The 15,058-nt window shown below is 61.3% G+C and carries 14 protein-coding genes; 6 read left to right on the top strand and 8 right to left on the bottom strand.

All coding sequences use genetic code 11. The annotated features are described in order from the left end of the window. Window positions 1–101: 101 nt before the first annotated feature. From bfr to ACW5XC_RS10060, 3 genes are all read left to right on the top strand, one after another. Entirely contained in the window at window positions 102–581 is a 480-nt protein-coding gene (gene bfr / locus ACW5XC_RS10070; RefSeq protein ID WP_042053647.1) for a bacterioferritin, read from the top strand. Between the two features lie 202 nt (window positions 582–783). Further along, complete coding sequence (locus ACW5XC_RS10065) at window positions 784–2,895, top strand: DUF885 domain-containing protein (RefSeq protein ID WP_042053648.1); 2,112 nt, start codon at window positions 784–786, stop codon at window positions 2,893–2,895. 88 nt (window positions 2,896–2,983) lie between these two features. Beyond that, window positions 2,984–3,442, top strand: a complete 459-nt coding sequence (locus tag ACW5XC_RS10060) for a methylglyoxal synthase (protein ID WP_005354960.1) — start codon at window positions 2,984–2,986, stop codon at window positions 3,440–3,442. An 89-nt stretch (window positions 3,443–3,531) separates the two neighbouring features. On the opposite strand, the gene ACW5XC_RS10055 is transcribed toward ACW5XC_RS10060, so the two are convergent. Together ACW5XC_RS10055 and ACW5XC_RS10050 are read right to left on the bottom strand one after the other, a co-directional pair. Next, window positions 3,532–4,683 carry an iron-containing alcohol dehydrogenase gene (locus tag ACW5XC_RS10055; RefSeq protein WP_042053649.1) on the bottom strand — a complete coding sequence of 384 codons (1,152 nt, stop codon included), beginning with the start codon at window positions 4,681–4,683 and terminating at the stop codon, window positions 3,532–3,534. Between the two features lie 143 nt (window positions 4,684–4,826). After that, the gene (locus ACW5XC_RS10050; protein WP_042053651.1) at window positions 4,827–5,282 is read right to left on the bottom strand and encodes a hypothetical protein; all 456 of its coding nucleotides are present in this window, start codon (window positions 5,280–5,282) and stop codon (window positions 4,827–4,829) included. Between the two features lie 473 nt (window positions 5,283–5,755). On the opposite strand from ACW5XC_RS10050, the gene ACW5XC_RS10045 reads away from it, so the two are divergent. Beyond that, on the top strand, window positions 5,756–7,228 hold the full coding sequence (locus ACW5XC_RS10045; protein WP_042053653.1) for a C69 family dipeptidase: 1,473 nt from the start codon (window positions 5,756–5,758) through the stop codon (window positions 7,226–7,228). Between the two features lie 61 nt (window positions 7,229–7,289). On the opposite strand, the gene ACW5XC_RS10040 is transcribed toward ACW5XC_RS10045, so the two are convergent. Genes ACW5XC_RS10040 through ACW5XC_RS10030 form a run of 3 tightly spaced genes read right to left on the bottom strand, consistent with a single transcriptional unit; the run spans window position 7,290 to window position 8,891 of the window. Continuing rightward, window positions 7,290–8,036, bottom strand: a complete 747-nt coding sequence (locus ACW5XC_RS10040) for an SDR family oxidoreductase (protein ID WP_042053654.1) — start codon at window positions 8,034–8,036, stop codon at window positions 7,290–7,292. Window positions 8,037–8,092: 56 nt separating this feature from the next. Beyond that, window positions 8,093–8,338, bottom strand: coding sequence for a DUF3624 family protein (locus ACW5XC_RS10035; RefSeq protein WP_042053656.1), 246 nt, complete (start codon window positions 8,336–8,338; stop codon window positions 8,093–8,095). 31 nt (window positions 8,339–8,369) lie between these two features. Next, window positions 8,370–8,891 (bottom strand): GNAT family N-acetyltransferase, encoded by a 522-nt coding sequence (locus tag ACW5XC_RS10030; protein ID WP_042053658.1) that lies wholly within the window; start codon window positions 8,889–8,891, stop codon window positions 8,370–8,372. A 186-nt stretch (window positions 8,892–9,077) separates the two neighbouring features. Here ACW5XC_RS10030 and ACW5XC_RS10025 point away from each other — a divergent pair, with 186 nt between their 5' ends. Next, entirely contained in the window at window positions 9,078–10,517 is a 1,440-nt protein-coding gene (locus tag ACW5XC_RS10025) for a RimK family alpha-L-glutamate ligase (RefSeq protein WP_021231661.1), read from the top strand. An 83-nt stretch (window positions 10,518–10,600) separates the two neighbouring features. On the opposite strand, the gene ACW5XC_RS10020 is transcribed toward ACW5XC_RS10025, so the two are convergent. Continuing rightward, entirely contained in the window at window positions 10,601–12,229 is a 1,629-nt protein-coding gene (locus ACW5XC_RS10020) for an alpha-amylase family glycosyl hydrolase (protein ID WP_042053660.1), read from the bottom strand. A gap of 109 nt (window positions 12,230–12,338) precedes the next feature. Next, the gene (locus ACW5XC_RS10015) at window positions 12,339–14,306 is read right to left on the bottom strand and encodes a TonB-dependent copper receptor (RefSeq protein ID WP_042053663.1); all 1,968 of its coding nucleotides are present in this window, start codon (window positions 14,304–14,306) and stop codon (window positions 12,339–12,341) included. On the opposite strand from ACW5XC_RS10015, the gene ACW5XC_RS10010 reads away from it, so the two are divergent. Next, on the top strand, window positions 14,295–14,555 hold the full coding sequence (locus ACW5XC_RS10010) for a hypothetical protein (RefSeq protein WP_127006022.1): 261 nt from the start codon (window positions 14,295–14,297) through the stop codon (window positions 14,553–14,555). The genes ACW5XC_RS10015 and ACW5XC_RS10010 overlap by 12 nt on opposite strands. Here ACW5XC_RS10010 and ACW5XC_RS10005 read toward each other — a convergent pair. Then, window positions 14,552–14,809, bottom strand: a complete 258-nt coding sequence (locus ACW5XC_RS10005; RefSeq protein WP_005335997.1) for a DUF2442 domain-containing protein — start codon at window positions 14,807–14,809, stop codon at window positions 14,552–14,554. The two genes, ACW5XC_RS10010 and ACW5XC_RS10005, sit on opposite strands and share 4 nt — an antisense overlap. Between the last annotated feature and the right edge of the window lie 249 nt (window positions 14,810–15,058).

Here is a 15,058-nt window from a genome sequence, read left to right as displayed (position 1 = left end):
CCTTTTCTCAGGCGAGCTGGCTCGCCAGACCTCTTGTTGTCACTTTTCTGGACTAAGCTCTAACGATCGAAGCCTCAGGCACGAACCAAGGAGCACTGTCGATGAAAGGAGATCCCAAGATCATTGCCCACCTCAACAAGGTGCTGGCCAATGAGCTGATTGCCATCAACCAATACTTCCTGCACGCCCGCATCTACGATGACTGGGGCCTCAAGGCGCTCGGGCACAAGGAGTATCACGAGTCTATCGATGAGATGAAACACGCCGACGAGCTGGTCAAGCGCGTGCTGTTTCTCGAAGGGCTGCCCAATTTGCAGGATCTGGGCAAGCTGCGTATCGGCGAGACCGTCGAAGAGATGCTGCGCTGCGACCTTTCGCTGGAGATGGATGCCATCCCCGACCTCAAGGTGGCCATCGCCTACGCCGAGTCGGTGCAGGACTACATCAGCCGCGACCTGTTCCAGGAGATCCTGGAGGATGAAGAGGAGCATGTGGACTGGCTGGAGACCCAGCTCGATCTTATCGATCGCATCGGGCTGGAGAACTACCAGCAGTCGCAACTGCACCACAGTTCATCCTGAATAGTTATGGCATGAAAAAACGGTTAAAAAACCCGCTCAGGCGGGTTTTTTAATGTCTGGCTGCATAGCTTTTCACACCACTTATCAGCATGAAAAATAAGCGTATTTTTGCTATTCAGATCGCAAAAACAGACGCTTGGGAGTTGCACTATTGGGGCCCCTCACAGGGACATACAATAACAACATGTGAAAGGACTACATCATGCACTTCCTACCCAACAAGCTCGCGCTAGCCTGCGCCATTGCCCTGTCTCTTGCCGCCTGCAATGACAATAGCTCGAACGCACCTGCAGATCCCGCAGCCACCAAAGCATCCCTGATGCAAACCATGGATGAGTCCCTGCGCGAGAGCCAATCGCTCGACCCCTACGGTTTTGCCATCGATGCCACCAGCATCGCCAAGCGCAAAGCACTCGACAGTTCACTGCTCCAACGACTGAATGCTCTGGATCCCACGGTGCTAAGTGAGCGGGATCGGCTGTTCTACGACATGATCCGCTGGGACTTGCAGATCAATCTTGAAGGATACGATTTACCCCAATCCCAGATCCCGATCCATCACTTCCGCAACCGCGTGGTGGATCTGGCAGATGACGTCGGAGCAGCCCCTGCCAGCGGCAAAGCGGCTCGCACCGCCAGCAGTGGCTTCGACTATTTCGAGCACAGCTCGGCCGACAGGGTCACGCCGGGTGATGGCGCATGGCGACGGGATCTCGACCGCACAGACACAGCGCCGGTACTTGCAATGGCAGCCCGAGCAAAGACAACAATGACCCCGCTGGCCTGGTATCAGGAACACCTCAACTGGCTCAAGGCCTATGATGTCTATCTTGCCGAGGTGAAACACCAGTTCGAGCTGGCCAGTATTCAGGGCAACACCTTGCCTGATGAGCTGGTAGACCGGCTGCTGGCCCAGCTCAACAGCAAGCTGGATGGGGAGGCGATCGCCGGCTCCTACCTCGGCTGGCAGCAGTTGCCGGGGGATGCCGATGCCACACTGCGAGCAGACTACAAAGCCGTGTTGGACAGCATCAACAGCCGTTATCTGGCGCTGCGAAACTATCTGGATTACCAGCATGGCGGCGCCTATGCAGTGCGCTTGGGTAGTGGCGAGTGTGACGACGGTTTCTGTGGCATGACCAACGGGCGAGACTGGTATAGCTGGCTGCTGAAGAAGCACACCACCACCAATATGACACCCGAGCAGATACATGAGCTGGGATTGAGCGAGGTAGAGCGGATTTTCGCTGCCATGGTCAAGGTATGCCATACCGTCGGCAAGTGTGACAGCGACGACGTGAGCCAGAGCAAGCAGAGCGGCCAAATCTACGCCTTCTTCCGCTATCTGAACGAGCCGGCCTTCTTCTATCAGAACCCGCTAGAGGTCTGGTCCGCCGGCCTCAACCCGGACAATGCAGCCGGGGCGATGCTGAGCGGGCCACAGCAGCAGGCGCTGGCCGAACACGAGCGGGCACTGCAGGAGTACAACATCTTCAAGAGCAAGGCTGCACTGGTACTGCCGGACTTCTTCGATGCCGAACGTACCATTCCCAAACTGGATTACGAGGTGGTGCCCGTCTCCTATGAAGATGCGCCATACGGCGGGGTGGCCTGGTATCAGGACGGCAACCCGCAGACCGGCCGCAAGGGGCAGTTCTTCCTCAACACATACTACCCCTATGGTCTGCAGAGCTGGAACATCAGCACCCTGCTGGCCCACGAGGCGGCGCCGGGTCACCACTTCCAGATCACCATCGCCCAGGAGCTGGCCGCCAAGGACCCCGACTTCCCGCAGTACGTGGCTAACGCCTCCTACACCGCCTATGCGGAGGGCTGGGCGCTCTACACCGAATACCTGGCGGATCACGACATGGGGCTATATCAGGGACGGGGACTCTATGATCCGGCGGTGGGAGACGTGAAGGTCGAGGGCTCATCCGCCTTCAACAACCAGTTGCAATACTTTGGCCGCCTCAACGAGGAGATGCTCAGGGCGATGCGGCTGGTAGTGGATACCGGTATCCACTGGTATGGCTGGAGCCACGATCAGGCTGTCAACTACATGAAGGAGAACTCGGCGCTGGGGGCGGGGGACATCAGCTCCGAGGTGCCGCGCTACATGGCCTACACCGGTCAGGCAACCTCCTACAAGGCGGGCCAGCTGGCGCTGATCCGGATGCGGGAGTCGGCCGAGCAGGCACTGGGCGGAGGCTTTGACCTCAAGGCATTCCACCACCATGTGCTGGAATACGGCATGCTGCCCATCTCGGTGCTGGAGCAGAAGAACAAGCAGTGGATTGAACAGTCGAAGTGATCACAGTTACGGCGCCCGGCAAGGTAACGGGCGCCGCTTTCGATTAGGATACGGCTCTCTTCCAATAACAATGCTACGGACGATTTCCATGGAACAGATTGCACGCGAGATGGCGCCCCACAAACGGGTGGCACTGGTGGCTCACGACAACATGAAGACCCCTCTGCTGAACTGGGTGATGCGCCGCAAGGAGGAGCTCAAGCTCCACCACCTCTATGCGACCGGCACCACCGGCACCATGCTCGGCAAGCAGGCGCAACTGCCCATAACCTGCCTCTTCTCCGGCCCCATGGGGGGCGACCAGCAGCTCGGCGCCCTGATCGCCGAAGGGAAGATCGATGTGCTGATCTTCTTCTGGGATCCCCTCAATGCGGTGCCCCACGATCCGGACGTGAAGGCGCTGCTGCGCCTCGCGGCAGTCTGGAACATCCCGGTCGCCACCAACGAAGCGACCGCCGACTTCATCATGGACAGCCCCCATATGCGGCAAGCGTTCAGCGTACAGATCCCGGATTACGCCGGTTATCTGAAGGCGCGCACCGAGTGATCGGCTAACCCGTCATGCAAGAGGGCCGCAACAAGCGGCCCTCTTTAATTGGGAAAATGCATCAGCCAGGGACACAAACCGGCGCCGGCTTATAGCGCGCGGGCGAGAATGCGTGCCACCCGATCCGGGTCGATATCCTGCTGCTCACCGAGCGCGGTGCGCCCCACCCGCTTGAGGTTGGAGCAGACCGCCGGAATGCAGCTTTCGCTGAGGCCATAGTCAGCCAGCCGGGTACCCAGTCCCATCTTCTGGAAGAACTGCTCGGTGCGGATGATCGCCTCCTCGATGCGCAGGGCCTTGTCCTCGCGGGTCGAATGCCACACCCGCTCGGCAAACTGGGCCAGCTTGTCCTGCTTCTGGCTCGCCCGCTCACGCAGCAGTGAGGGGAGCACCACCGCCAAGCTCTGGCCGTGATCCAGCCCATAGAGCGCCGTCAACTGATGGCCAATAGCGTGAGAGGCCCAATCCTGCGGCACCCCGCAACCGATAAGGCCGTTAAGCGCCAGACTGGCGGCCCACATCAGATTGGCCCGCACCTGATAGTTGGTCGGCTCCGCCAGCGCCTTGGGGCCGTTCTCCACCAGCACCTGCAGCAAACCTTCCGACAGCCGATCCTGTACCTCGCCTCCCACCGGAAAGGTGAGGTACTGCTCGGCAATATGGACGAAGGCATCCACCACTCCGTTACCGGTCTGGCGCGGCGGCAGGCTGTAGGTAGTGGTCGGGTCGAGCACCGCAAACTGCGGCTGCACCAGCGGGCTTCTGAAGGAGACCTTCACATCCCCCCGGCTCACAACCGAGGTGGGATTGCTCTCGGAGCCGGTGGCTGGCAGGGTCAGCACAGAGCCCATCGGCAGTGCCTTGTGCACGCTCGCCTGCTTGCCGCAGATATCCCAGGGATCATCCCCCTCGTAGCAGGCGGCCGCCGCAACAAACTTGGTGCCATCCACTACCGATCCGCCGCCGACCGCCAGCAGGAAGTCGATGCGCTCGCGTTTCACCTGCGCCACCGCCTCCATCAACAGCTCGAATCTGGGGTTGGCGCCGATGCCGGAGAACTCCTGCCACGTCACCCCCTCCAGCGCCCGGGTCAGTTGCTCATAGACGCCGTTTTGCTTGATGCTGCCACCGCCGTAGAGCACCAGCAGCCGGCTGCCGGGCGGGATCAGTTCGGGCAGGCTGGCGATCTGCCCCTCGCCGAAACAGATACGGGTCGGATTGGCATATTGGAAGTTGTACACGGCGGACTCCTCGACTGGCTCAATGCGCGGACATTGTGCGCCTGTGGGGAGGTGAGGTCAAAAGAGGTGGCAGAAGCTTGCCCATCGGCGGTCGACACTGGCCCATCGGTGCCGACCGGGTAGATCTCAGAACCGCGGCAGGATCAGGCAGTTTTGGCCTCATCTGTGGATGAGCTCTTCTTGCCGGTCAGGCGATCCATCGCCTCCTTGAGCATCGCCTCTCGCTGTTCGTTGAGCGGCTTGCTCTGCTCCACCCGCTCTTCCGGCGTCAGCTTCTTGTTATCGGCGATGGTCTTGAGCTTCTCTTCGATCTCGTTGAACTTCTTGCGATCGAAACCAAGCGCCTTGTCCACCAGCTGCTGCACCACGCTCCCCTTGTCGGAGCTCATATCCAGCGCCGGTGGCAACTTGTTGTTCTTGGCCAGATGTTCGTAGGTCAGCACCTGCTGGGCCTGACCGGTCATGCGCTGGGTGGAGAGGCTGACCATCTCCTCCCAGCCACCGCCCTGACCGCCGCTACTGGCACTGTTGAGGGTAGCGAGGGCACGGTTGTTGGATGCGCTCTGGGCAAGCTGCTGGCTGTAGGGTTTGATATCCATGGGGGCTCCAATTCGGTGCGCATCTGCGGCAATGGGCACAGGCTGATCCGGTCACATGGGGCGTCAGGCCCCACCATTATCAATTAAACCAGCAAGTTACAGGCCAACTTGTCAGATAGTGCGAGTTCCAGAGATATGGCGGATCTCACCACGCATCCCTCGCAAGCAGGTGTCAGAATCATGACTCATCTGCTGCCTGCCCACGCTGTTTTGGCACATTTCGCCGTCCACGTGCCACGATGCCAGAGAAAAGTCAGGAACCGCAGCTTGATCACAAAATAAACAACCACTCGGGAATACAATTTTGGCGCACATCGCAACCAGCCAGCCGTGTCATGGATGATCTGTTCGAAAAACCAATAACAGGCAGACCAATCTGCCGTGCTCACTCCGCTGCCAGTTCGGAGTTGCAGCCTCCCCACACCTCATCCCCTCGTCTGACTCTCACTCACCGCAACCCTTCGGGTACACCTATGAAAAAACACACCTTGAGTCTTCTCTCTGCCACCCTGCTCACCCTGCTTGGCACCAGTGCCGACGCCTGTACCGGCCTTATCGTCGGCAAGGGCGCCAGTGCCGATGGCAGCGTGATGATCGCCAGAAACGAGGATTTTGGCGTCAACAACTGGAACAAGTACCTCGCCTTCCGGCCCGCGCAGCAGAACGAGGGCAAAGTCTGGAAACTGGGCAACGGGCTGGAAGTGCCGATGCCAAAGGCGTTTTTCGCCTACTCAGCCATTCGTGACTGGGATGCGACGTCCAGCGACCCGGACGGCAAGTATTACGAGGAGCGCGGCATCAACGAGTTCAACGTCGCCATTTCGGCCACCACCAGTGCCGAGGTCAACGACAAGGCCCAGAAAGCCGATCCGCTGATCGAGAAGGGAGTGATTGAAGCTATCATCCCGACCCTGATCCTGCCGCAGGCCAAGACGGCCAAAGAGGGGGTCGAGCTGCTTGGCCACTATGTGGAGCAATATGGCGCCGGTGAGGGCAACAGCCTCTATCTGGCGGATGTGAACGAGGCCTGGCTGATGGAGATCGGCTCCGGCCACCACTGGATCGCAGTGCGGGTGCCGGACGACAGCTACGCCATGGTGGCCAACGGCCTGCGAATCCACGGCGTCAATCTCGACAGCGCCGATGTGCTGCACTCGCCCAAGCTGCTGGAGTTCGTGCGCGAGCACAAACTGCTGGATAACGCCGACCCGAAAGATTTCAACTTCGCCAAGGCGTTCGGGGTGATTGCCGATCCCTACAACGTGGATCGGGAGTGGCTCGGCCAGAACATGCTGACGGCCTCCCACAAACAAGCGACCCGGCAGGCGCAATATCCGCTGTTTATGAAGCCGGATGCCCCCATCGCCGTGCCGGACGTGGCCTGGCTGCTGAGCGCCACCTATGAGGGCACGCCGCTCGCGGGCAAGGCGGAGCGGCCGATCCGGGTCGATCGCCAGCTGGAATCCCACGTCATCCAGCTGCGCAAGGAGATGCCCAAAGAGCTGCAGGGATTGATCTGGCAGAGCTACGGCGTGCTGGCCGAATCTGTGATGGTGCCGCTCTACAACACCCTGGAATCCTACCCCCTGCCCTATCGCACCGGCAGCGACAGCTACTCCGATGATTCCGCCTACTGGCAGTTCCGCAGCCTGACCGCGCTGGCCAGCGCCGATCCGGACAAGTACCTGCCGCTACTGCGCAGCGTCTGGAGCAAGGAGAGCCGCAAGCTCTACAAGGAGGTAGCGCTGCTCGACAAGAGCCTGAAACAGGCCTACGCCAGCGACAAGGCTACCGCCATCGGGCTGGCCGCCGACTACTCCTATGGCCAGTTGGAGCAGACCTATCAGATGGCCAAAACGCTGCGCTACAAGCTGATGACGGATCTCACCAAGCGCAGCGAGAAGAAGTATTCGCCGGAGGAGTTCAAGAAGATCATGAGCCTGTGACCGGCTCGCCAACGCAAAGAGGCTCCCAAGGGAGCCTCTTTCGTTTCAGCCAATGCAGCGATCAGCGACGGCTGATATTGAGCGGGCCGAAGGTCTGGGCCACCGGCATGATCTCGATGCTGTTGATGTTGACGTGGGCCGGTTGCTGGCTCACCCAGAGCACGGTATTGGCGATATCGTCCGGCTGGATCGCCTCCACCCCCTGATAGACGGAGGCCGCCTTGGCGTCGTCACCGTGGAAGCGCACGTTGGAGAACTCGGTGCCGCCGCACAAGCCCGGCTCCACGTTGGTGACGCGGATGGCGGTGCCCGCCAGATCGGCGCGCAGGTTGAGGCTGAACTGCTTCACGAACGCCTTGGTGGCGCCGTAGACGTTGCCGCCCGGATAGGGGTAGGTGCCGGCGATGGAGCCGATGTTGATGACGTGACCGCGATTGCGCGCCACCATGCTCGGCAGCAGCAATCGGGTGAGCAGGGTCAGACCGCTGATGTTGGTGGCGATCATCTGCTCCCAATCTTCCAGATCCGCCTTGTGGGCCGGCTCCAGCCCCAGCGCCAGACCGGCGTTGTTGACCAGCAGATCCACCTCGTTCCAGGCGGCTGGCAGGCCGGCGATGGCGGCGCGGGTGGCCGCCTTGTCCTGCACGTCGAATGCCAGCGGCAGGAACTGCTCGCCCAGCTCGTCAGCCAGCGCAGCCAGCCGCTCGGCACGGCGACCGGTACCGATCACCTTGTACCCCGCCTGCACCAGCTGGCGGCTGATAGCTTCACCAAAACCGGACGAGGCGCCCGTTACCATTGCAATCATCTGAACCTCCATATCTACACCGATATTGTTATTTATCTGTTTGAATCTATTAAGATTCATTCATCGCTCAATTCACGTCCGGTCGCCTTGCGCCAGACAAATACCACCAGATGGAGCAGCAACAGGCCCGAGCCACCCAGCGCAAACAGCAGGCCGGTGAGGGCGTTGACCGAGGTATCGGCGCCGCACCACCACCAGACCAGCCAACCACTCAGACCAATGATGAAGGTCTGGATGGCACAGACCGGGCAGCGCCCCAGCTTGGCCCTGATGGCGGTGGCAAGGCAGTTGTCGCAGCTCATCCTGCTCCTCGATTCTGCTCGTTCAACATGATCAGTTAGCCCGTGAAGAGGGCTTGCACGCCTGAGTGCGAGCCACTCTGCGCCGCTCACGCTCCTCGTCGCTCACCAGCGGCAGCACCAGTCGGTGGGCGTGCTGGTCGCGGCCATAGTAGTCCGCCAGCCGCTGCTGGGGACGAAATCCCAATCCCTGATAGAGCGCCAGCGCCTCTTCGTTGGCATCCGCCACCTCCAGCCGGATCGCCCCCCAGCCAGCGGCCTTGCCCTCGTGGATCACCTGCTCCAGCAGGCGGCGGGCCCAGCCCAGACGGCGCACCGTCCAGCGGATGGCCAGCGCCTGAATGACCAGCCGATCCCAGCCTCTGTGCTCCAGCAGGCAGAGATAGCCCATCAGCTGATGCTTCTCATCCAGCAGCAACAGGGTGCGCCCCTTGGCGTGGGCCAGCAGATAGTGCCAGCGGCTGCGGCCAAAGGCGACTTCGGGAGGAAAACAGTAGCGTTCCAGATTAACGATGGCGCCCAGATCATCAGTTCGGGCCGCACGTACGGTCAACACGGGGAGTCCTTGTTCGGTTATTTATCCTCAGCACCAAAAATGCGACTTGTATCACAAGTTACCAAGGCGTCATATTAGGCACTGTAACCTCTTGTTTCCCCTCGCGCCATTGTCGTGCTTGTCGGTGCATCGAAGCCCACTGGGGATCCTGCCTGTTCAGGCAGTCTGATCTGTGGAGCCGAAAATATGAGTACCTATGTCATCGTCGAAGAGCTGGGCGACTGGCCTTGCCATGCCGATTATCTGCTGACCGCCCGCACCTATCTGCAACATGGCGTGCCGACTACCGGCGGCCGACCCCGCATCATCAACCTCTGCCGCAATCTGGAGCACCTGAGCGCAGGCTACTACTGCTCGCTGCTGGCCCAGGCCCGCGGCCACCACTGCCTGCCGGGTCTGCAAGCCATCAGCCGACTGCAACCCCAGCAGCCACCGGCCAAGCTGTGGCGCAAGGCACAGGGGTGGCTGGCCCAGCAGAGCGAGGATCGGATCCGGGTACGTGCCATCTTCGGCCAGTGTGAACAGAGCGAGCTGGCAGGGCTAGCCCGCTACTACTATGGCCTGAGCCAGTTGCCGCTGCAGGAGCTGACCCTCAAGCGCGGCCGCCACGGCTGGTCGGTGCGCCAGCAGCAGAGCCTGTCACCGCTGGAGCTGAGCCCAAGCGAGAAAGAGTTAATGCTGCACCACGCTCAGGCGCTGGTGGGGACCGGTGATGAGGAGCAGGCAGCGCCGCTCTACCAGCTCGCCATTCTGGTGGATCCCGATGACGGCCGCGCCAGCAGTGACGGGCTGGCGCTGGAGCGCTTTATCCGTGCTGCTGCCGCTCAAGGCATCCGGGCCGAGATCCTGCCACCGTCGGCCATCGAGCGGCTGCCGGAGTTCGACACCCTCTGGCTACGGGCCGAAACCGCGGTCGGCCACTACACCTTCGAATTTGCCCATCGCGCCGAACAGCTCAAGATGCCGGTGATCGACAGCTCCCGCGCCATCCTCGCCTGCAGCAACAAGCTCTACCTCTACGAGCTGATGGTGCGCAGCGGCGTGCCCATGCCGCCCACCATGGTGGTCACCCGCCGCGGCCGCCACCATGTGGACGAGCTGGTGCAGCGGCTCGGCCTGCCGTTGATGGTGAAGGTGCCCGACGGGGCGCAAGGGCGCGATCTCGCCATGGCCAGCGACGAGCAGCAGCTAGCCCGGCTGCTGGACGAGGGGCTGGGCCGCTCCGCCCTGCTGCTGGTGCAGAGCCGGATCCCCGCCGAGTTTGACTGGCGCATCGGCTTTCTCGATGGCTCGCCGCTGTTCGCCTGCCGCCGCTACCGGCCCGAACCCGGCAACCGCATTCGCCGCCGCAAGCACCCCCTCGACATGAGCCGCATCGAGGCGCTGCCGCTTAACGAGGTGCCGGAGCGGGTACTGCAGACCGCTCGCCGCGCAGTGCATCAGCTCGGCAATGGCCTCTACGGGCTCGACTTGCGCCAGCAAGGGCGTGACTGCGTGCTGCTGGAGATCGTCGACAACCCCTGGATCCGCGGCGATATCGAAGACAAGGAGGCGCAGGATCTCTACGAGCGACTGGCCCGCGCCTTCCGCCAGCGGCTGGAAAACCGGGGCCAGACCACCGCATAACCCGCCATAACTGTGTCGCCCACAATGACAGAGAGGGCCCCGCGATGGGGCCCTCTCTCATATCAAAGCGTGCTGTGGCTGACTTATTGCAGGCGGAGGAAACGCCCGCTCAAGGGCAGTATCTCCACCGTCACGCTGCTGCCGCCGATGGCCAGACTCTCGCCGCTTTGCAGATCCACCAGCGCGCTGCCACTGCGCAGTTTGCCCGTCGGCAGGTTGTAGCTGAGCGCCGTGGTGGAGAGGTTGAGCAGGTAGACTATCTGCTCTCCCGCCGTCTGCTTGATGTCACCATAGAGGCTGCCATCGGCCACCAGCTTGACTCGCTCTCCCTGATAGAGAGCGGGGTGGGCGGCACGCATCGCCAGCAGCTGGGCGAGCCACTCTTTCAGCTCAGCCTGTTCGCTACCCGGCACAAAACCGGTGACAGCGGGCACCTTGCCATCACTGCGGGCCACATGATCGTCGCACAAGCCCTGCGCTGCGCAGTCACCACCAACCTTGGCGGCAAAGCCCGGCACCTCGTCGCCAAACTCCTCGCCATAGTAGAAGGTGATGGGGCCGGAGCGGGCCGCCATAAAGCTGAAGGCCGCCTTGTGGCGCTGCCAGTACTCGGTCGGCTTGAAGTTGCCACGCTCCAGCAGATCACCAAAACGCACCAGATCATGGTTGCCCAGCATCAGATTCGGCATGGCGTGATTCGGGTAGTTCTCCACCTTGTTCCAGCTGGCATCGAGCACGCTGGCCCCCTGCCCGCCCTTGCCGGACTCCTCCACCGCCAGCGCCTGCACAATGCCGTAGCGCAACGGGAAGTCAAAGGCTGAGGAGAGCGCCGGATTGTCGCTGCTGCCATAAGCCTGGGCGCGAATGTCGTCAGCCCCCTTCCACACCTCGCCCACCATGTAGCCAAGGGTGCCCCACTGCTGACCGGCGGCCTTGCGCGCTGCGCTGGCCTGCTCCACCTCGCTGCGAATGGCGCGCCAATCATCCAGCCCAAGCTGATAGGCTTGATCGAGGCGCCAGCCGTCGATGCCGTACTGCTCGACCCAGTAGCGGGCTACCTCCTTGAAGTAGGCGAGGCTCTCCGGCTTGCTGTAATCCACCAGCTGGCCAGGATAACCCGCACCGCCGCTGGTGAAGGCTGGCTGACGCCCCTCTGGCGAGGGCTTGCTCACCCCCACCTTGTTGACGTGGCCAAACACCCCGTCGAGGAAGACGTAGAGGCCGCGCTGGTGCGCCCCGTCCACCAGCTGTTTGAGCTTGGCATTGCTGCCAAAGTTGGGATCAACGGTAAAAAAGTCGCAGGCGAAGTAGCCGGTGGCATCGAGCTTGTTATCGCCGCCTTGCCCCGCGCAGGAGTCGAACACCGGGGTGAGCCAGATGGCGTTGACGTTGAGACTCTTGATGTGGTCGAGACTGTCGATGATCCCCTGCAGATCGCCGTTGTGCTGGGAGGGGCCATAGCCAACGCCGTAGTTGGCACTGCCGTCACCATCGGCAAACGACTCCACCATCACCTGATAGATGCGCAGATTGCAGGCGGGTTGCTCATCGCCATAGCAGGCACGACTGGCCGTGGCGACCGGAGGGTGGGTGACCGGCGGATTGACGACGGGGGGAGCGCCCTCCCCGCCTGAACTACCGCTGCCGCCGCAAGCCACAAGTAACAGGGCGGCCCCGAGCAGGCCGCCATAGCGTAACGTTCCCTGTTTCATTGTTATGTTCCCGCTGTGAGAGCAGGCGTCTGATACGCCTGTTTTTCACCATGATAGCGATGCTCACACAGCGGTGTCTGTGACTGAAAACGTTATCTGACTCAACTGGTTAGAGCACCCCTGCCGAGGCAAAACGGTAGTTGAGCGAGAGCCAGTAGGCACGCCCCGGCTCGGGGATGCGGCCGCTCTGCTCATAGCCCAACCCCGCCTGACTGGCGTGCACCGACTTGGAGAGGTGCTCGTAGTAGAAGGTGTCGAACAGGTTGTCTACCCCGGCCGAGAGTTGCCACCCCTTGGCAAACTGCCAGGCGCCGCTCAGGTTCATGGTGAAGAAGCCTGGGGTCTCCCCCTGATCCTGACCCGCAACGGTACCGGACCAGAGATCTACCCGATCCTGCGCCGCCACCGCGCGCCCCAGCAGGGTGAAGTTCAGCGCCTCATTTGGCTGCCAGCCCAACGCCAGCTTGCCATCGAGCGGTGGCATCTGGGCCAGCGGTTTGTTGTCGCTCTGATTTTCGCCATAGACCACCGCCAGACCACCATCGAGACGCCACTGCTCGGCAAACTGCCAGCGCCCCTCCAACTCGCCACCCCGGGTCTGGGCATCGATATTGCGCACCTTGTTCGACTTGCTGTTGTAGAGCAGGTAGTCCTTGATATCGGCGCTAAAGAGGGAGAGGGTCAGGTCCAGCTCGCGACTGCGCAGGGCCAACCCAGCATCCCACTGGCGACTGCGCTCCGGGTTGAGGGTGAACGGGGTGCTGTCCTTGCTGCGCTCCCAGTAGTCCGGCGCACGCTCTGCCTGCCCCCAGGCCAGATAGCTGGACCAGCGTGGCGACCACTGATATTCGTAGCGGCCAAACCCGCTGTTAAGACTCAGGGTATCGCTGTAGAGGGTCTGTTCACCGGCGCCATAGCGGGTGGTCTCTACCCTATCCTGACGGTAACCACCCTTGTAGCTGTGAGCCCCCTGCTGACGACCCAGTTCGGCGAAGCCGCCCTGCTGCTCGAAACGCAGGGTGCGCGGGCGATCCTTGGTGGCATAGTCGACCCCACTCCGACTGCGGTGCTGATCCCGGTTGCTGTCGAGCCCGGCGGTCAGCAACCAGTCTGCTGGCAGGGCGATATCGTTGGCCCAGCGACCGCCGGTGTTGCGACGATCCGGGTTGGAGAGCATCTTCATGCCGCTGTTTTGCCGCAGGCTGAAGTTGTCCATGATGTGGTCGATGTAGTTGTCCCACAGGGTCAGCTCGCTGCGCTGCCAGTGAGTGGTGATCTGCTCCTGCTTGAGCTTCAGCCCGAAGGATTCGCGATCAAACATGGGGCCATCCATGGTGCGATCCGCATAGGCGGCACGGGCATTGCTGCGCTCGGCGGTGAGCTCCAGCCAGGTGTGCTCCCCCGGCGTCCAGCCCAGCTGGGCGGTGCCGTTCTCGCGGCGATAGAAAGAGCGCACCTTGTTACCGTGACCATCGCGGTAATCGTCGCTGTCGGAGTGGGTGAACTGACCGCGCAGATAGCCATCGGTCGAACCCGCCGTCATATCCACCATCTGGTCATCGCGGCCAAAACTGCCATAGAGGGCCGAGGCATCGGCCTTGAGGCCCGGTGCGGTGAACTCGGGTCTGTCCCGTTCGAACAGCACGGTTCCCGCCAGGGTGGCACCCTGCTCGAGGGATTGCGGCCCCTTCAGCACCCGGATCCGGTCAAAGGATTGGGGGAACACATAGGCCGTGGGCGGGTCCATCCGGCCGCCACAGCCACCGGCCAGCATGCCGCCATCCATCTGCACGTTGAGGCGGGACATCCCCATCCCCCGCAGCACAGGGTCGCCACCGAGCCCCCCTTTGCGCACCATGCTCATGCCGGTGACATTCTTCAGATAACCGGCGCCGTCGGCAGCGGGCATGGGGGAACCGGGCTTCTTGGGATCCAGTGTCACTTCAAGTGTGCTGGCGGGGCGGGTTGCCACCACCACCATGGGATCCAGCTGTTGCACCGACTCCTGACCGGCGGCGCCGTGACAGGCGAGCCCGCCCACCAGCAGGGCAAGAGGAGTGCGCATATGACAAGCCATACATTTTCCTTATGTATTTGTTTGTTTTGTTATTTTCATTCAACCAATCAAACCTTTCAGCAAGGGAAAGGTTTGCCGTCAGGCCGCAAAAAAGGCCTGCGGCGCGAAAGCGGCAAGCCTCTGTCAGGTGAAGCGAAGGCAAGTTGGCAAAATGTTGCGCAGGTTTTACCCAAGTTGGCTCAGAAAGGCAAACGGGCAAACATTCCAGCAACAGGAATCTGGCGTTGGCTCACAAAAAATGGGGATTAGCTGAAGGCTTCCCGCTCATCAATGGGAGAGATGAGGTGATAGACCTCATGGGCGGATAGCGTGCAGCCAACAGGCCACTCCAGCTGGTGGTGACGGTTGATGAAGACCCGGGCGCAGTGACGCTCGCTCTCCAGCTTTGCAAATAGCGGCTGGGTTCGCCAGGGGGTCAGATCCAGCACCCCCGTGGTGCCATCCGATAACACCAAAAACAGGCGCCATCCCCGCACATACTCGACATCGATAAAGACCGGCATCCCTTCGGCTCCGATTGAGATAATTCGCGGCAATTATAAACACCAACTCCCCATCCATACACGCTGTGGCTCACATTTTATCCAGCAGATTATTCTGTGCTCATTAGTGGCGTGGCATCACATTTTTAGATGATAAATGTGTTAATGCCGACTTTTAACAAACTTGAATGCAACCTTAACCAATTCGATCTGTCATAACCTCACAACAACTAAAAAAACGTCTGTGGACAGACGTTTAGAGTCTCATTC

The sequence above is a fragment of the Aeromonas sp. 25-AL00135 genome (genome assembly GCF_054052385.1).
The sequence above is the reverse complement of the archived record's forward strand: the minus strand, read 5'-3'. Positions and strand labels throughout refer to the sequence as shown.